We start from the raw sequence: 17,801 nt of genomic DNA, 5'->3' as shown, positions 1-17,801 counted from the left end.
GGCCATTGGGTAAGCCCCACGAAGCGAGAACTCGCCCACGCGCCGGCGGGCGTGGGCTTTCCCGGCGCGCGGCCATTTTTGGGGAATCGTCGATGACGAGACGTGCGCTGCTGACGGGAATCACCGGACAGGACGGAGCCTATCTCGCTCAATTATTGCTGAGCAAAGGATATGAAGTCTGCGGCGTCATTCGCCGCTCGTCGCATCGCGGCGTCGAGGACCATCGGCTGCGCTGGCTCGGCGTCGCCGACAAGGTGCGGCTGATCGACGGCGATCTCGCCGATCTCTCCAGCCTGCTGCGCATCGTGCAGGAGGTCGAGCCGCAGGAAATCTATAATCTCGCGGCGCAATCCTTCGTCGCCTCCTCCTGGCGTCAGCCGATCCTCACCGCCAATATCACCGCGGTCGGCGTCGCCAACATGCTCGAGGCGACGCGCATCGCCGCGCCGCAGGCGCGTTTCTATCAGGCCTCCTCCTCCGAAATGTTCGGCCTCATCCAGGAGCCGATGCAGAGCGAGAAGACGCCCTTCTATCCGCGCAGCCCTTACGCCGTCGCCAAGCTCTACGGGCATTGGATCACGGTCAATTATCGCGAGAGCTTCGGCCTGCACGCCTCCTCGGGCATTCTCTTCAACCACGAGAGCCCGCTGCGCGGAGTGGAGTTCGTCACCCGCAAGGTCAGCGACGCCGTCGCGCGCATCAAGCTCGGCAAGGCCAAGGAGCTGCGTCTCGGCAATATCGACGCCAAGCGCGACTGGGGCCATGCGCGCGACTATGTGCGCGCCATGTGGATGATGCTGCAGCAGGAGACGCCGGACGATTATGTCGTCGCCACCGGACGCACGACGACGGTGCGCGACATGTGCCGCATCGCCTTCGCCCATGCCGGTCTCGACATGGAGGCGCATGTGGTGATCGATCCGGCCTTCTATCGTCCGGCCGAGGTCGACATTCTGCTCGGCGACGCGTCCAAGGCGCGCGCCGCGCTCGGCTGGGAGCCGCAAACCGGCCTCGAGGAGATGATCCGCGAGATGGTCGACGCCGACATCGAGCGCCTGTCGCGCGCGCCGGAGAGCTGATGCCGAGAGACTATGCCCGCATCCTTCTGACCGGTGGCACCGGCTTCGTCGGCCCCTATCTGCAGGAGGCGCTGGCGCGCGCCTATCCGCGCGCGCGGCGCTTCGTTCTGGCGCGGCCGGGCGAGGCTCCCGCCTCGCCGGACTGGTCGCCGCTCGTGGCCGATATCGTCGACGCCGAGGCGGTGGAGCGCGCGATCGACGTCGCGCAGCCCGATCTCGTGGCCCATCTCGCCGCGCAAGCCTCGGCCGCGCAGTCGATCCACGCCGCCGAGGCGACATGGCGGGTCAATTTTCTCGGCTCCTTCCATCTCGCTTCCGCGCTCGCCCGCCACGCGCCTTCGGCGGTCGTGCTGTTCGTCTCCACCGCCGACGTCTATGGCGCTCGGCTCGGCGACGGGCCGGCGCGCGAGGAGACGCCGACGAGCCCGCTCAGCGCCTATGCGCGATCGAAGATCGCGGCCGAGACCATGCTCGCCGATGTGCTGCCGCAGACCGCGCGGCTCATCGTGACGCGGCCGTTCAACCATGCCGGGCCGGGACAGGACATGCGCTTCGCGCTGCCCTCCTTCGCCGCGCAGATCGCCGGGATCGAGACGGGGCGGCTGGCGCCGCGGCTCGACGTCGGCGATCTCTCGGTGCGGCGCGACTTCCTCGATGTGCGCGACGTCGTCGACGCCTATGCGCGGCTCGTCGGCGCCGCGCCCGATCTGCCGCCGCGCAGCCTCTTCAACATCGCCTCCGGCGCGCCGCGCTCGCTCTCCTACATGCTCGACACGCTGCGCGCCTGCGCGACGCGCAATTTCGACATTGTCGTCGATCCGGCGCGGCTGCGCCCGGCCGATATTCCGGTCGCGGTCGGCGACGCGTCCAAGCTGCGCGCCGCGACCGGCTGGGCGCCGTCGCATTCGATCGACGCCATGCTCCGCGACCTGCTCGATCATTGGCGCGCGCAGGAAGCGCGGGCCGAGATCCGATGAAGCGAGCCTGAAGGCTCGCGGTCCAGGCTCGGGCCGAAGCGGCCGCGCCGCTACGTAGCCTTCCGCAGGTGGTCTAACGAATTGTCCGGGCGATCCGCTCGCGGGCAGGATCGGCGCATTCCATTCGAATGGAGCCGTCGATTGTCCATCACGCCCGCGCTGCAGTCGCATAGCCGCGAAAATGAGATCGCCTCGTCCGTGCAAGCCGACGATCGCTCCGCGCTCGAAGCGCGCATCCGGCTTCTCGATCATCAGCTCGATCATCTGCGCAGCGAGCTGCGGCATCTCGTCCATGAGCGCGAGCTGATGACCTATTCGGTCGCCGGTCATATCTATCAGCCGCTGCGGCGGCTCGAGGCGCGGCTCGTCGACGGCTTTCTCGGCCTGCGCGAAGCGGTCGCGCCGAAGCCTTCGACGCCGCCGGCGAAAATCGAAGACACGCCCGTCGCCAATGTGCCGCGCATCGCGCCCGCCGCGCGGCTCGTGCCCGCTCGCCGCCTGCTCGTCGACGTCACCGCCACCGCCAAATGGGACGCCGGCACCGGCATTCAGCGGGTTGCGAAAATGGTGACGCAGGCGCTCTATCGCGACGCCGCGCCGCTCCTTCCCGCGATCGCGGTGCGCTGCGAGGGCGGGCGCCTCCTCACCTGCCGCCGCTTCGTCGCCTCGCTCTGCGGCGACGCTGCGACAGCCGAGGACGAAGACGAGGAGATCATCCTCGCGCCGGGCGATTATTTCCTCACCCTCGCCGACACTTGGAACGTGCTCGACGAATATGCGCGCGTCTTCGACCGCGTCCACGAGGCCGGCGGCGCCGTCGTCTCCTGCATCTTCGATCTCATCCCGGCGCTGCATCCGGGCGCCTGCCATCATACGACGCCGGCCCGCTACGAATCCTGGCTCGCGCGCGCGCTCGTCGAGAGCGACGCCTTTCTCGCCATCTCGCGCACGGTGGCGCAGGAGCTCGCCGATTTCGTCGAGGCGCGCGGACTGCCGCATCGGCGCGGGCTCAAGATCGGCTGGTTCCCGCTCGGCTCGGAGATTTCCTGCGGCCCGGCGACGGCGCCGCGCAAGAAGATCGCCGCCGCCGTCGGCCCGGCGCCTCTCTTCCTCTGCGTCGGCACGATCGAGCCGCGCAAGGGGCAGCGCGTCGCTCTGCGCGCCTTCGACGCGCTGTGGCGCGAAGGCCGCGACGTCCGCCTCGTCTTCGTCGGCCGGCGCGGCTGGTGCGAGGAGGCTGTCGTCGCCGAGATCGCCGGCCATGCCGAATATCAGCGGCGGCTGTTCTGGTTCGACGATGCGAACGACGCCGAGCTCGCTTTTCTCTACGACCATGCGACGGCGGCGCTGGCGCCCTCCTTCGCCGAGGGCTTCGGGCTGCCGATCGCCGAGGCGGCGCGGCGCGGGCGGCCGACGATCTGCAGCGACATTCCGGTGTTTCGCGAGGTCGGCGGCGCCGGCGCGCTGTATTTCGCGGTCAATGACCCCAGCGCTCTCGCCGCGCGCGTCGCCGATCTCCTCGACGGGCGCGCCAGCGGCGACCCGGCGGCGACCAGCCGCGCCTCCTGGACCGAGGCCGCCCATCGCATCGTCTCGGTCATCGCGAAGGACGATTGGAGCCACGAGCTCGCCTGAAGCGGGGGCAGATGGGACGCGAGAGAGCGCGCCTGAGGCTCGCTCTTTCAACCCCGTAAAATCGCCTGGATCACGCCACGGAATTGCCTCGCGCCGCTCGTCATGACGGCCCGGAGCTTCGTTGGCGCACATGGACATAGCTGCCCCTCGGCGGTCGCAGTTCCGTCGGGCGCCGAAGCATGGTAGAGACGGCGCAGCGTCAGCGACGCCTGCCCTGCCGGCGGGCGGTCCCGAGCTTCGCGCGCCGCGACGGGAGGGCACTCGGCCTGCCGGTCGCGCTCCAACCAACAATAGGCCGCCCCATGTCGATCTCTCTGCCCACGCTCAGCCTGCCCACCACGCCGAGAGCCATCATCGACATCATGCGGCTCGAGGCCGGCCCGACCGCCTTGCCCGCCTCCCGCACCTTTCTCTTCGTGAGCCTCGCCGCTTATGCCGTGGGCGAGATGGCGCAGCAGCTCGTCGCCAAGGATCTTCTTCCCTCGATCGCCTATGGCCTCGGCAGCACGGTTCTGCTCGTCGCCTTCACCTTCGTCGCTCTGCTGCTGGTCGGCGCGCGCGATCGCCTCCCCCAGACGCTCGCCGCTCTGGGGTCGGTCGGCGCGGTGGTGGCCGTCGTCGTCATCGTCCTGCATCTGATGGTGGGCGTCGTTCTGCCGCCGCCGCTGCCGACGGAAAAGCTGGTCAACTTCCTGCTGTTCCCGCTGGTGCTGTGGAAAGTGACGCTGTTCATGTGGATCTTCCGCCATGCGTCGCTGCGGTTCATCCCGTCGATCGCGGTGTCGGTGCTCTATGTCGGCTTCACCGTGTTCGTGCTCGCCCCGTTGCTGGCGCGCGTCTTCTTGTTCCTCTGAGCGGCGCGCTTCGCCGCTCGAGCGCGCAGCTCGGGCGGCGGCATTAAGCCAGAATTAAGTATAATCCCTCATCCTTCGTTCATCTTCGCGTCGAAACGCCGAGCGGTCGGCCGGCGCGAAGCGAGGATGAGCAGATGAATTTTCCCGGTTTTCGCGCTTTGCTGTGTTGCGCAGCGCTCGGCGTCGCCGCCGGCGGCCCGGCGCGCGCCGCGGACATGCCTTTCTTTTCACCTCCCGAAGCGGCGATCGACACCGAGGCCGAGCTCGGGACGGGCTGGTATCTGCGCGGCGACGTGGGCTATTCCAACATCACCTCGCCGCAGGTCATCGCCGACATCATCAATTCGACCGCGCGCTCCGGCTCGATCTCCGGCTCGGTCGGCGCCGGCTATCAATATAATTCCTGGCTGCGCACCGAGCTGGCGCTCGATCGCTCGGTGATTCGGCCGAACGCCACCGGGACCCCGTTCTGGTGTCCCTATACGGCGCGTCCACTGGACACGGCGGCGCGATATGACTCTAGTGGAGTGGAGACCGCCCCGAGCCATCCGCTGGGCTACGCCTATGATCCGAACGAGACCTGCCAAGCGCGCACAACCGGAAACATGAGCCGGATCACTGGGCTCTTCAACGCCTATGTCGATCTCGGCAATTGGTTCGGCCTCACTCCCTATGTCGGCGCGGGCGTCGGCGCGAGCTATGTGCGGACGAGCGGAGGGGTCAATTACTACAAGACGTCGGACGGCAGCCCCTACGCCGCCGATCTATCGCCGACGAGCGGCTATCCGCTCGCTTGGTACAACATCCAGAACGGAAATCGAGAAAACGTCAATCTGCCCTATGCGCCGCAATATTGGGACCGCAATCTCAGCAAGAGCAGCTGGAAGTTCGCCTGGGCGCTGTTCGCCGGCGCGAGCTATGACCTTTCGGAGAATTTCAAGATCGACATCGGCTATCGCTATCTGAACTCCGGCAAATATACCGGGCTCGCGGGCTTCAGCGGCGCGACGCCCAAGAGCTATGATCTTATCTCGCACGAGGTCAGAGTCGGCGTCCGCGTGACCACTGACTGACCCGCGGGCCGCGAGGCTCGCGGCGGCGCGGCCCTCGAGAATTGCAGAACGTCACGACCTCCACGCCGTGACGCTGGCCGGGACGCTGGTCGAGTCGCCGCGCCGCGTCATCGCGCGTCCTCTCGCGGAAGAAACACGGCCAGCAATCCGATCAGCGGCAGGAACGCGCACAGCTGGAACATGAATTCTATGCTGGTGCGGTCGGCCAGCGCGCCGAGCGCCGCGGCGGCGAGGCCGCTGATGCCGAAGGCGAAGCCGAAGAAGAGGCCCGAGACCGCGCCGATGCGGTTCGGCGTCAATTCCTGCGCGAAGACGAGGATCGCCGGAAAGGCCGAAGCGAGCATGAAGCCGATGATGGCGCTGAGCGCGACGGTCGCCGGAAGATCGACATAGGGCAGCGCCAGCGTGAACGGCAGCACGCCGAGGATCGAGCCCCAGATGACTCTCCTGCGGCCGAAGCGGTCGCCGAGCGCGCCGCCGAGCACCGTGCCGCCCGCCGAGGTGGCGAGAAAGACGAAGAGATAGATCTGCGCGTCGCGCGGCGCGAGATCGAAGCGGCTCATCAGATAGAAGACGTAATAATTGCCGAGCGCCGCCAGATAGACGAATTTCGAGAACATCAGCGCCACCAGCACGGCGAGCGCCCAGCGGCGCTGGTCCGCGGGCAGGCCGGCGTCGGCGCGCGCGGCGATGTGGCGCGGCGCGGCGCCATGGCCGTTCCCGCGCAGCCAGGCGCCGAGCGGCGCCGACACCGCCATGGCGCCGAGCGCCGCGAGGGCGAACCAGGCGAGGCTGCTCTGGCCGCGCGGCAGAATGAAGAAGGCCGCCAGCAGCGGCCCGAGCGACGCGCCGAAATTGCCGCCGACCTGAAACAGCGACTGCGCCAGCCCATGCGCGCCGCCCGAAGCGAGGCGAGCGATGCGCGCCGATTCGGGATGGAAGATGGAGGAGCCGATTCCCATCAGCGCCGCCGCCGCCAGAAGCGCGGCGAAGCTCGGCGCGAAGGCGAGTGCCAGCAGGCCGCAAAAGGTGGCGCCCATCCCGATGACGAGCGAATAAGGCTGCGGCCGCCTGTCGGTGTAGAGGCCGACGAGCGGCTGCAGCAGCGAGGCGGTGATCTGATAGGTGAAGGTGATGAGGCCGATCTGGCCGAAATCGAGATCGAACCCGCCCTTGAGCAGCGGATAGACCGCCGGCAGCAGCGATTGCATCAGATCATTGAGAAAATGACAGAAGCTGATCGCCCCCAGCACCGGAAAGACCGTGGCGCCGATCCGCGTCCGGTCGGCGATGGATCGACTCGAAGACATTGAAATTCTGTCGCCTCCCGATGGAGCGCTGGCCGCGCTCAAAAAATCCCTTCCACCCTTCGCAACGCCGGCGCCACGAAATCCACGAAGGCTCGGACGGTCGGGCGCAGATATCTGGTCGAGGGATAGACGAGAAAAAACTCCGTCGGCTCGATCTCCCAATCGGGCAGCACGCGCAGCAGCCGGCCCGCCGCCAGATCCTGCGCGACCAGCAGCAGCTGCGTGGTTCCGACGCCGCGGCCGGCCGTCAGCGCGTCGAGCAGCACGCGCGCATTATTGGTCGTCAGCTTGGGGCGCACGGGAAGCGCGATTTTCTCCTTGCCGCGGCGCAAGAGCAGCGCGCCGGCGCGCAGCGAGGCGTCGGTGACGATAAGGTCCCGGCCGGCGAGCTCCACGCAGCTCGCCACGGGCCCGCGACGCGCGAGATAATCGGGAGAGGCGACGAGAATGCGACGGCTATAGCCGATGCGGCGCATCACGAGACGCTGATCGGTCGGCCGCTCCATGCGCAGCGCGAGATCGAAATTCTCGTGGATGAGATCGACCGGCCGATTGTCCAGGGAGAGCTCGACGTCGACCGCGGGATGGCGATCCTGGAATTGCGCCGCCAGCGCGTGCAGATCGCGCTCGCCGATGCAGGCCGGCCCATGCAGGCGGAGGCGCCCCTCGATCGCGCCGCCATCGCTGCGCAGTCCCTCGATGGCCGCGTCGATCACCGCCAGCGCGCCGCCCGCCGCCTCGTAGAGCGCGAGGCCCTGCGGCGTCGGGCGCAGCGCGCGGGCGCCGCGCTCGACGAGCTTCGCGCCGACATGGCCCTCGAGATTGCGCAGCAGCTTGCTGACCGCGGGTTGCGACACGCCGAGATCGGCCGCCGCCGCGGTCATCGAGCCGCGCTCGACCGAGCGGACGAAGGCGCGAAGGGCGGCGGCGAGGTCCATGCATTCTCGTTGGTTATGGAAGTCATTCCCGCATGACGAATAGACGGGGCGGGCCGGATCGACAACTCTGGCGTGGAAGGTGTTCACCCTCCCCTCGAGGCTGACACATTTCCAAAAGGGCCGTCATGGCCGGGCTCGTCCCGGCCATCCACGCCGTGACGCCGCGGTTTTTCGCATTGCTATGCGCGACGTCAGCATTGCTGCGACAGTCTCCGCAACTCGGCGGAGACGAGAAACCCAGCTATCGCGGGCGCTTTCCGAGCGTTGCTCCGCGGCGTGGCGTGGATGGCCGGGACGAGCCCGGCCATGACGGCGCTACGCATCTTGGATGCGCCCTCGAGAGGAGGGGGGCGCCCGCAGATCGAAGAAGGAGGGAACCACATGGAGCGCCGCGCTTTTCTCGCCGCCACGGCGGGCGCCGCATTGCTCGGGCCGGCCCTCGCGGAAGTCGCGCCAGCGGCTCTTCCCGCGGACGGCGCCAGCCGTTTCGTCGAGGCCAATGGCGTGCGTCTGCATTATGTCGTCGTCGGCGCCGGACCGGCGGTGGTGCTGCTGCATGGCTGGCCGCAGACCTGGCTCGCCTGGAAGCAGACGATGGAGCGGCTCGCCTCGCGCTTCACGCTGATCGCGCCGGATCTGCGCGGCGTCGGCCTCTCGCAGCGCACGCCCGCCGGCTATGACAAGCAAACCATCGCCGCCGATATCGCCGCGCTGATCGCCCATGTCGCGGGCGGCCGCGCCCATGTGGTCGGGCACGACATGGGCGGCAAGGCCGCTTTTCTGCTCGCGCATCTGCATCCGGACTGCGTCGAGAGACTCGTTCTGGTCGATTGTCTGCTGCCCGGAACGGAGAATATGGACGCGGCGCATGGCGGCGCTTGGCATTATGGATTCCACATGGCGCCGGAGATTCCCGAGCTGCTGACCAAGGGACGGGAGCACGCTTATATCACCGCGCAGATCCGCGCATGGTCCTATCGAAAGACCGCCGTGTCCGAGGCGACAATCGCCGAATATGCGCGCCATTATGCGACGCCGGGCGGCATGGCGGCGGGCTTCGCCTTTTATCGCGCGCTGCCCGAGGACGCGCGCCTCGCCGCTTCATTCACGGACAGCACGCTCTCCATGCCGGTGATGACGATCGCCGGGCGCCATGGCGTCGGCGCGCGGCTCGAGGAGGCCGCGCGGCGGCAGGCGCGCGACCTCACCGCGGAGATCGTCGAGGACAGCGGACATTTCGTCGCCGAGGAAGCGCCGGATTTCTTCTGCGACCGGCTCGCGCGCTTTCTTTCGGCGTGATCACCCCTCCCCGTGCAGATCGCGCTGCTCCATGCGCGCCATGAACAGAAAGCTCGCCAGCGTGAGCAGCGCGGCGACGCCGAGCGCTGTGCGGAAGGCGGCGCGCAGCGCCTCGGGCGCCGCCACGGGGCCGCCGCCGATCACGATGGCGCCGAAGATGGCGACGATGAACACGCCGCCGAGCTGACGCGAGAATTGCGTCACCGCCGTCGCCGTGCCGAGATTATGCGCGGGAACCGCGTTCTGCACCGCGACCGTGGTCACCGGCAGCATGGCGCCGACGCCGAGCCCGACCACCGCCAGCAGCGCGTCGAGCGCCGCGAGCGACAGCGCGCCGAGCGCCAGCCACAACGCCGCCATGGCGAGGGTCGCCGCGCCGAGGCCGATGAGCGGCGCCGCTTTGTAGTGGCGGATGCGGCTCATTAGCCGGCCCGAGATGGTGGCCCCGGTCACCGTCGCAATGGTGAGCGGAATGAGCGCGAGGCCGGACTGATCGGCGGTGAGCCCGAGCGCGCCCTCGAAATAGATCGGCAGGAACATGGTCAGCGCGATGAAGGTCCCGAGCCCGAAGGCGCCCGAGAGCGTCGCGTCGCGCACCACGGAATCGCCGAGCACGTCGAGCGGGATCAGCGGCTCCTCGGCCGCGCGCGTGCGCCAGGCGAACAGCGCCCAGGCCGCGGCGGCCGCCGCCAGCAGCGCCAGCATCGGCGCCGAGCTCCAGGCGAGGCGCTCGCCGCCCCAGGAGAGCGCGAGCTGCGTCACGCTGGAGCCGACGACGAGCAGCGCCGCGCCGGCGATGTCGAGACGATGCGGATGGCGGCGCTGCGGCAGCCGACGGAGATGAAACCAGCTCATGGCGAAGGCGACGAGGCCGAGCGGGACATTGATCCAGAAGATCAGCGACCAGTGGAGATGCTCGGCGAAGACGCCGCCGAGCGCCGGCCCGCCGACGCTGGCGGCGATGAAGACAATGGAGAAATAGGTCATCATGCGGCCGCGCTCGCGCGGCGTGACGAGATCGGCGATGACCGTCTGCGCGAGCGCGATGAGGCCGCCGCCGCCCATGCCCTGCACGGCGCGGGCGAGGGCGAGCAGGCCCATGCTCGGCGCGAGCGCGCAGAAGACGGAGCCGGCGACGAAAATGGCGACGCCGATCAGCAGCATGGCGCGCGCCCCATGAATGTCGGCGAGCTTGCCATAAAGCGGGGTCACCGCGGTGGAGGCGACGAGGTAGGCGGTGACGATCCAGGGCAGATGGACGAAATCGCCGAGATCGGCGGCGATGGTCGGCATGGCGGTGGCGACGATGGATTGATCGAGCGCCGAAAGCAGCATGGCGAGGCCGAGGCCGACCATGATTTGGATCAGCTCGCTCTTCGTCGGCGCCTGTCGCGAGAGCTCGGTCGGCGGTTTGTTCACGGGGCCTGCTCCTCTTTGCGCGGCGCCGCACAATAGCCGACGCGACACGGCGCGCGCCATCGTCTACAGAAAGATTGGGCGGAAAGCCCTTCGCCACGAGCCGCACGGGAACCCAGCCATGCGCAATCATCTTCCTTTCGCCGCCCTTTCCGCAGCCGACGCCGGCGCCGGCGGACTGACGCTGACGAGCCCCGATATCGCCGAGGGCGCGGTCATCGATCTGAAATTCGCCTTCGATGGATTCGGCGGGGGCGGCGGCAATGTCTCGCCCGCCTTCGCCTGGAGCGAGCCGCCGGCAGGAACCAGGAGCTTTGCGCTGTTCTGCCACGATCCCGACGCGCCGACCGGCGGCGCCGGCTTCTGGCACTGGCTGGTCGTCGATATTCCCGGCACGGCGCGGGCTCTGGCGCAGGGCGCGGGAACGCCGGACGGAGCCGGCCTGCCGACGGGCGCAAAGCAGATTCGCAGCGATTATGGAATTTCCGCCTGGGGCGGCCCCTGCCCGCCGGTCGGCGATCCGCCGCATCGCTATGTGTTCACGCTCTATGCGCTCGGCGTCGAGAAGGTCGAGGCGCCGGAGGGCGCGACCGCCTCGCTGGTCGGCTTTCTCGTCAATCAGAATGTCCTCGCCAAGGCGAATCTGACCGGGCTCTATGGCCGCTGACCAGCGGCCATAGATACAGCCGGCGCGTCACTGCTACGCTTTGATCTTGTTTGTTTTTCGAGCGGCGCCATATAGACGCGCGAGACCAATTCGCCATGGGCGGGACAAAGATCATGAGCCGTGATGCGTCCTTAGGGCGTAACCCCGACAGGACGAGATCCCTCTTCCCGGCGGCGCCTCGACCGGCGCCGCCCCGACATCCACCATGTTGCAGACCGCATTCGCCAGCCGCCCGTTTTTTAGGCTGTTCGAAGAAAATTTTCGCAGGCTCGGTGTAAATAGAAGGCAGTTTTCATTTCACCAGAACTGAGCTATGTTCGACGTTCGTCTTCGGTCACGCGACGTCGCTCCCCCGAGCGGCGCAGCGCGAGAGCTGGAGTCTGCAGAAATGGATCGGCTGTCTTACCAGCTCTATGAGATGATGCATCTGGCCTTCGCGCCGGCGCGCGCGATGTCGGACGCAACGCTCACGACCTTCACCAATCCGTTCAACCCTTTCGCGCATACCTCCGTCGGCCGCAGCGTCGCGGCGGCGGCGGAATTGTTCGAGCGGATGACGCGCCGTTACAGCAAGCCGGTCTTCGGACTGAAGGAGACGACGGTCGACGGCCTCGTCGTTCCGGTCACGGAAGAGGTGCTGTGGGAGCGCCCGTTCTGCCGCCTCGTGCATTTCCGGCGCCAGCGCGCGGAGGGTGCGCCGCGCCAGTCCAAGCTGCTGATCGTCGCCCCGATGTCCGGGCATTTTGCGACCTTGCTGCGCGGCACGGTCGAGGCCTTCCTGCCGAGCCATGACGTCTACATCACCGATTGGTGCAACGCCCGCGTCGTCCCGACCGAGCGCGGCGCCTTCGGTCTCGACGATTACATCGATTATCTCATCGAGATGATGCGCATCCTGTCCAAGCGCGGCGACGGCGTGTCGCTGCACACGCTCGGCGTCTGCCAGGCGTCGGTGCCGCTGATCTGCGCGGTAGCGGCGCTGGACGGCGAGGGCGGCGTGGACGCGCCCGAATCCATGGTGCTGATGGGCGGGCCGATCGATCCGCGCCGCAGCCCGACCGCGGTCAACCGCCTCGCCGTCGAGCGCGGCGTCGACTGGTTCCACCGCCATTGCATCCACACCGTGCCGTTCCCGCACGCCGGGCTCGGGCGCAGCGTCTATCCGGGCTTTCTGCAGCTCTCGGGCTTCATGGCGATGAATCTCGAGCGCCATGTCGCCGCCCATGTGGAGATGTTCAACCATCTCGTCGAGGGCGACGGCGATTCGGCGGAAAAGCATCGCGATTTCTATGACGAATATCTCGCGGTCATGGATCTCGACGCCGACTTCTATCTGGAGACGGTGGAGAAGGTGTTCATTCGCCACGAAATCCCGCAAGGGGAGCTGCGCCATCACGGCGAGCTCATCGATCTTACGGCGATCCAGCGCACCGCTCTGCTCACGGTCGAGGGCGAGAAGGACGATATCTCCGGCGTCGGCCAGACCTATGCGGCGCAGGAGCTGTGCGCCAATATTCCCGAGGCGCGCAAGCAACATTATCTGCAAGAGGGCGTCGGCCATTACGGCGTGTTCAACGGCTCGCGCTTCCGCAAGGAGATCGCGCCGCGCATCGGCGATTTCATGGCGAGGGTGGAGCAGGCGGGCGGCTGATGACGGGCGGCGGCGCGTCGCCGTCGCCCCGCGGAGCGTCCAAGCGGACATTCGCTACCATGTCAAACCAGCAGCTGTCCCGCAGTAGCAAGCTCGAGTCGGCGCAATGGGCCTGCTGTCACTCACTGTGCATATTCCCTTCGGAGTCGAGCAGGTGACGCTGTGTCGATCCGAATCGCCGTCTTGATCGTCCCAGCTATCGCCGATGGCGGATGGGGCGTCACCGATCAACCTGACAGGTTCTCCTGCGCTGGATCGGTCACTATTGCCGACAGAACGGCCTTCGTATGGAGCGTGTCCCGCAAAAAAATCCAACGCTGGACATGCGCCCCCTAATGTTCGTTGCGCTTCTACGACATGGACAACCTTTGCCGATGTCCACCCGTATCTCCACGCCCGATCTCCATATGCCTTATAGCCGATGTGATACCACTCTGTTTCTCCGTTCGTTCGGCGATAGCCGCACCAGAGCAGATCACCCGAATATGACTCGAGGCGATCCGCAACCGGAAAATTCATGCCTGGGCCCTTACGGATATTCGTGAACTCGGGCCGTCCCTCGAGGCTCATTCTCCAGCAATCGGCGACAGCAGGACTGCTCGCGAGCAGCGTTAGCATTATCATTGCTGCTTTCATGTCTCGTTCTCCTCTGGTCGAGACGGGATAGCGGCCTCCTTTAGAAATCCGTGGCCGATATGGATCGTCTAGATGTTTTTACAATACGGAGATTATGAGAAATATTTACTCTAGACCTTCGCGCTGATGCATTGAAAGGATTTTACAAATATTTGATATTTAAAATTCAATACGCTTGAACTCATTGTCGACGATGCACGACACAAGTCGATGCGCAGCCTGCCATGGCCGGGTCTGCGGGATGCCTGAGAAGCCATGCTCGATTTAAAAAAACGGCAGACTGTCGGCGCTCTGGCAACGAGCTCGAAAGAGCGGCATGTCTCGCTATCTTTTCGTCGACGATTGGGCTACACAGCGCTTCCATAAGCGACGGCATCGGAAACGGCGTTCGGCGCCGCATTTCTCGTATCGAGCGCGCTGCGTTGCGGCGTAGGTCTCCTCGCGCACACGATCATGGCCCCATCCTTCGACGATCTCGACATCCGCCGCCGGCGCATCCGTTTTCGCGCCTGGCGCCGCGGCATGCGCGAAATGGACTTGATCATGGGCGGCTTCGTCGACTCCGAGATCCGCGGGCTGGACGACGCCGCGCTCGAGGCGCTCGAGGCGCTGCTCGACGCCGATGACGACGCCGTCTATGGCTGGCTGTGCGCCGCCGGCGCGCCGCCCGCCTATGACACGCCGCTGTTTCGCAGAATCGCGGCCTTTCACGCCAATGGGCCGTTGGAGCGAGGGCGCGGCGCGTGACCGATCTCAAAAAGGCCATCGCCCGCATCGAGGCCGGCGACGCGCTCGCCTTCACCCATGTTCCCGACGGTTTCGACGCCTTCGTCTGCGCCGACCTCGCCCGCGCTCTGGCGCGCGGCGCGGAGGGCAAGCCGGCCGTCTTCGTCCATGTGGCGCGCGACGCGCAGCGCTCGGCCGCCTTTCGCGAGGCGCTGCGCTTCGCCGCGCCCGAGGTCGAGGCGCTGGACGTGCCCGGCTGGGACTGCCAGCCCTATGACCGCGTCTCGCCCAATGCGGCGATCAGCGCGCGGCGCATGACCGCGCTCGCGCGTCTCGCCCGCTCCAAATCCTCGGCCGAGCGGCCGCGAATCGTCACCACCACGGTCGATTGCCTGCTACAGCGCGTGCCGCCGCTCGAGGCCGTCGCCGCCGACACATTCTCCGCCGCGCCCGGCAATGTCGTGCATATGGATGAGCTGGCGCGCTGGCTCGAGGCCAATGGCTTCCTGCGCTCCTCGGCCGTGCGCGAGACCGGCGAATACGCCCAGCGCGGCGGCATTCTCGATCTCTACGCGCCGGGCATGCCGACGCCGGTGCGGCTCGATTTCTTCGGCGACACGCTCGAATCCATCCGCAGCTTCGATCCGGAGAGTCAGCGCACCATCGGCCAGCTGCGCGCGCTCGATCTCGTGCCGATGAGCGAATTGCGGCTGACGAGCGACTCCATGCGCCGGTTCCGCCAGGCCTACACCACGCGCTTCGGCGGACAGACGCGCGGCGACCATCTCTATGAGGCGATCAGCGAGGGCCGCCGCTTTCAGGGCGCCGAGCATTGGCTGCCGCTATTCTATCCGCGCATGGGCAGCCTGTTCGATTATATCGGCTCCGCTCCCTTGATGCTCGACCAGCTCGTCGACGAAGCGGCGGGGGAGCGCGCCGCGCAGATCGCCGATTATTACGACGCGCGCAAATTCGCCTATGACGCCGCGCCCGCCGAGGCGAGCTACAAGCCGCTGGAGCCGAAAGAACTCTATCTCTCCGTCGAGGAGTGGCGCGGACAGATCGAGGCGCGCGGCCGCGCGCGCTTCTCGCCCTTCGCCGCGCCGGAGGGCGCCGAGAAGACCGCGATCGATTGCGCGGCGCGGCCGGGCCGCGATTTTGCGCCCGAGCGCAATGACGAGAACGCCAATGTCTTCGAGGCCGCGGTCGATCATGTGAAGGCGCTGCGCGGCGCCGGCAAGAGCGTCGTCGTCGCCGGCTGGTCGGACGGCTCCTGCGAGCGCCTCGGCAGCGTGCTCGCCGAGCATGGACTGCGCGACGTGCAGACCGTGTCGTCGCTGCCGGCGGCGCTGGCGCTCGGCAAAGGCGCAACGGCGCTCGCCGTGCTCGGCGTCGAGCATGGCTTCGAGACAGACGGGCTCGTCGTCATCGGCGAGCAGGACATTCTCGGCGACCGCATGGTGCGTCGCCGCCGCAAGACCAAGCATACGGAAAATCTGCTCGGCGAGATCGCCGCGCTCTCGGCCGGCGATCTCGTGGTGCATGTCGATCACGGCATCGGCCGCTTCATCGGCCTCGAGACCATCACCGCCGCCGGCGCGCCGCACGACTGCCTCGAGATTCATTACGCCGGCGGCGATAAGCTCTATCTGCCGGTCGAGAACATCGAGCTCTTGTCGCGCTACGGCTCCGAGGACACCGAGGCGCAGCTCGACAAATTGGGCGGCGTCGGCTGGCAGACGCGCAAGGCGCGGATGAAGAACCGTATTCGCGAGATGGCCAAGGGCCTCATCGCGATCGCGGCCCAGCGCATGCTGCGTCAGGCGACGAAGCTCGCGCCGCCGGAAGGGCTCTACGACGAATTCTGCGCGCGCTTTCCCTATGACGAGACCGAGGATCAGGCCGCGGCGATCGAGGCGGTGCTCGACGATCTTAGCTCGGGTCGGCCGATGGATCGGCTTGTCTGCGGCGACGTCGGCTTCGGCAAGACGGAAGTGGCGCTGCGCGCCGCCTTCTGCGCGGCGATCAACGGACGTCAGGTCGCCGTCGTCGTGCCGACGACATTGCTCGCGCGCCAGCATTACAAGACCTTCTCGACGCGCTTCTCCGGCCTGCCGATCCGCGTCGCGCAATTGTCGCGCATGACCACCGCCGCCGATGCGCGCCTCGCCAAGAGCGGAATCGCCGACGGCACGATCGACATCGTCGTCGGCACACACGCCGTGCTCGGCAAGACGATCTCGTTCAAGGATCTCGGCCTCGTCATCATCGACGAGGAGCAGCATTTCGGCGTCGGCCATAAGGAGCGCTTGAAGGAGCTGCGCGCGGAAGTGCATGTGCTGACTTTGTCGGCGACGCCGATCCCGCGCACGCTGCAGCTCGCCATGACCGGCGTGCGCGAATTGTCGCTGATCGCCACGGCGCCCGTCGATCGCCTCGCCGTGCGCAGCTTCGTCTCGCCCTTCGATCCGCTGATCGTGCGCGAGGCGCTGCTGCGCGAGCGCTATCGCGGCGGACAGGCCTTCTTCGTTTGTCCGCGCATCGAGGATTTGGAGGACGCCGCCGCCTTCCTGCGCGAGGTCGTGCCCGAGGCGAAATTCGTCATGGCGCATGGGCAGATGGCGGCGGGCGATCTCGAAGAGCGCATGACCGCCTTCTATGACGGGAAATACGACATCCTTCTCTCGACGACGATCGTCGAATCCGGCCTCGACATTCCGACCGCCAACACGCTGATCGTCTGGCGCGCCGACATGTTCGGCCTCGCGCAGCTCTATCAGCTGCGCGGCCGCGTCGGCCGCTCCAAGACGCGCGCCTATGCGCTGTTCACGACGCCCGCCAATAAGACCATCACGCCGCAGGCGCAAAAGCGGCTCGAGGTGCTGCAGAGTCTCGACACGCTCGGCGCCGGCTTCCAGCTCGCGAGCCACGACCTCGACATTCGCGGCGCCGGCAATCTCCTCGGCGACGAGCAGTCCGGCCATATCAAGGAGGTCGGCTACGAGCTCTATCAGCAGATGCTGGGCGATGCGATCACGCTGCTGAAGGCCGGAATCGAAGAGCCGCAGGAAGAGGCGTGGTCGCCGACCATCGCCATTGGCGCGCCAGTGACGATACCGGAAGACTATGTCCCCGATCTCACGCTGCGCCTGCAGCTCTATCGCCGCCTCTCGACGCTGGAGACCGACGCCGACATCGAATCCTTCGCGGCGGAGCTCATCGACCGCTTCGGCGCCTTCCCGCCGGAGGTGGAGCAATTGCTGAAGATCGTGGCGATCAAGGCCATGTGCCGGCGCGCCCATGTGGAGAAGGTGGAGGCGGGGCCGAAAGGCGTCATCATCGCCTTCCGCGACGGCAGCTTCGCCGACCCCGCCGGCCTCGCCCGCTATGTGATGGACCAGGGATCGCAGGCCAAGGTGCGCCCGGACATGCGTATCGTGTTCATCCGCGATTTCGCCGATATGAAGGGCCGGCTCGAAGGGACGCGCCGCATTCTGCGCACGCTGGTGTCGATCGCGGAGAAGAAGAAGGCGGCGTGAG

13 protein-coding genes are annotated in these 17,801 nt (G+C 67.1%); 10 read left to right on the top strand and 3 right to left on the bottom strand.

Annotated elements, in window-relative coordinates; translation table 11 throughout:
- The first annotated feature begins 92 nt into the window (after positions 1-92).
- The 5 genes from gmd (at position 93) to CQW49_RS16745 (ending at position 5,618) form a co-directional block, all read left to right on the top strand.
- Positions 93-1,079 (top strand): GDP-mannose 4,6-dehydratase, encoded by a 987-nt coding sequence (gene gmd / locus CQW49_RS16765; protein ID WP_003608630.1) that lies wholly within the window; start codon positions 93-95, stop codon positions 1,077-1,079.
- Entirely contained in the window at positions 1,079-2,056 is a 978-nt protein-coding gene (locus CQW49_RS16760; protein WP_003608632.1) for a GDP-mannose 4,6-dehydratase, read from the top strand. The genes gmd and CQW49_RS16760 overlap by 1 nt, the downstream gene beginning before the upstream one ends.
- 141 nt (positions 2,057-2,197) lie before the next feature.
- Positions 2,198-3,691, top strand: coding sequence for a glycosyltransferase family 4 protein (locus tag CQW49_RS16755; RefSeq protein ID WP_024749571.1), 1,494 nt, complete (start codon positions 2,198-2,200; stop codon positions 3,689-3,691).
- Between the two features lie 302 nt (positions 3,692-3,993).
- Complete coding sequence (locus tag CQW49_RS16750) at positions 3,994-4,545, top strand: hypothetical protein (protein ID WP_003614356.1); 552 nt, start codon at positions 3,994-3,996, stop codon at positions 4,543-4,545.
- A 134-nt stretch (positions 4,546-4,679) separates the two neighbouring features.
- The gene (locus CQW49_RS16745; RefSeq protein WP_003614358.1) at positions 4,680-5,618 is read left to right on the top strand and encodes an outer membrane protein; all 939 of its coding nucleotides are present in this window, start codon (positions 4,680-4,682) and stop codon (positions 5,616-5,618) included.
- 107 nt (positions 5,619-5,725) lie between these two features.
- Here CQW49_RS16745 and CQW49_RS16740 read toward each other — a convergent pair whose 3' ends face one another.
- Together CQW49_RS16740 and CQW49_RS16735 are read right to left on the bottom strand one after the other, a co-directional pair.
- Positions 5,726-6,928 (bottom strand): MFS transporter, encoded by a 1,203-nt coding sequence (locus CQW49_RS16740; RefSeq protein WP_003614360.1) that lies wholly within the window; start codon positions 6,926-6,928, stop codon positions 5,726-5,728.
- 38 nt (positions 6,929-6,966) lie between these two features.
- Positions 6,967-7,866, bottom strand: coding sequence for a LysR family transcriptional regulator (locus CQW49_RS16735; protein ID WP_003614362.1), 900 nt, complete (start codon positions 7,864-7,866; stop codon positions 6,967-6,969).
- A 381-nt stretch (positions 7,867-8,247) separates the two neighbouring features.
- Between CQW49_RS16735 and CQW49_RS16730 the strand changes: the two genes are divergently transcribed.
- Entirely contained in the window at positions 8,248-9,165 is a 918-nt protein-coding gene (locus tag CQW49_RS16730) for an alpha/beta fold hydrolase (protein ID WP_003614364.1), read from the top strand.
- Here the strand turns inward: CQW49_RS16730 and CQW49_RS16725 are convergent, their stop codons facing one another.
- On the bottom strand, positions 9,166-10,584 hold the full coding sequence (locus tag CQW49_RS16725; protein ID WP_003614366.1) for an MDR family MFS transporter: 1,419 nt from the start codon (positions 10,582-10,584) through the stop codon (positions 9,166-9,168).
- 118 nt (positions 10,585-10,702) lie between these two features.
- Between CQW49_RS16725 and CQW49_RS16720 the strand changes: the two genes are divergently transcribed.
- From CQW49_RS16720 to mfd, 4 genes are all read left to right on the top strand, one after another.
- Positions 10,703-11,248, top strand: coding sequence for a YbhB/YbcL family Raf kinase inhibitor-like protein (locus CQW49_RS16720; RefSeq protein WP_003614368.1), 546 nt, complete (start codon positions 10,703-10,705; stop codon positions 11,246-11,248).
- Positions 11,249-11,636: 388 nt separating this feature from the next.
- The gene (locus CQW49_RS16715) at positions 11,637-12,899 is read left to right on the top strand and encodes a polyhydroxyalkanoate depolymerase (RefSeq protein WP_003614370.1); all 1,263 of its coding nucleotides are present in this window, start codon (positions 11,637-11,639) and stop codon (positions 12,897-12,899) included.
- A 1,089-nt stretch (positions 12,900-13,988) separates the two neighbouring features.
- Complete coding sequence (locus CQW49_RS16710; protein ID WP_003614372.1) at positions 13,989-14,282, top strand: succinate dehydrogenase assembly factor 2; 294 nt, start codon at positions 13,989-13,991, stop codon at positions 14,280-14,282.
- Positions 14,279-17,800 carry a transcription-repair coupling factor gene (mfd, locus tag CQW49_RS16705; RefSeq protein WP_003614373.1) on the top strand — a complete coding sequence of 1,174 codons (3,522 nt, stop codon included), beginning with the start codon at positions 14,279-14,281 and terminating at the stop codon, positions 17,798-17,800. Before CQW49_RS16710 ends, mfd begins: the two co-directional genes overlap by 4 nt.
- Position 17,801 lies beyond the last annotated feature (1 nt).

It is taken from the genome of Methylosinus trichosporium OB3b, from assembly GCF_002752655.1.
Taxonomy (GTDB): domain Bacteria; phylum Pseudomonadota; class Alphaproteobacteria; order Rhizobiales; family Beijerinckiaceae; genus Methylosinus; species Methylosinus trichosporium.
The sequence above is the reverse complement of the archived record's forward strand: the minus strand, read 5'-3'. Positions and strand labels throughout refer to the sequence as shown.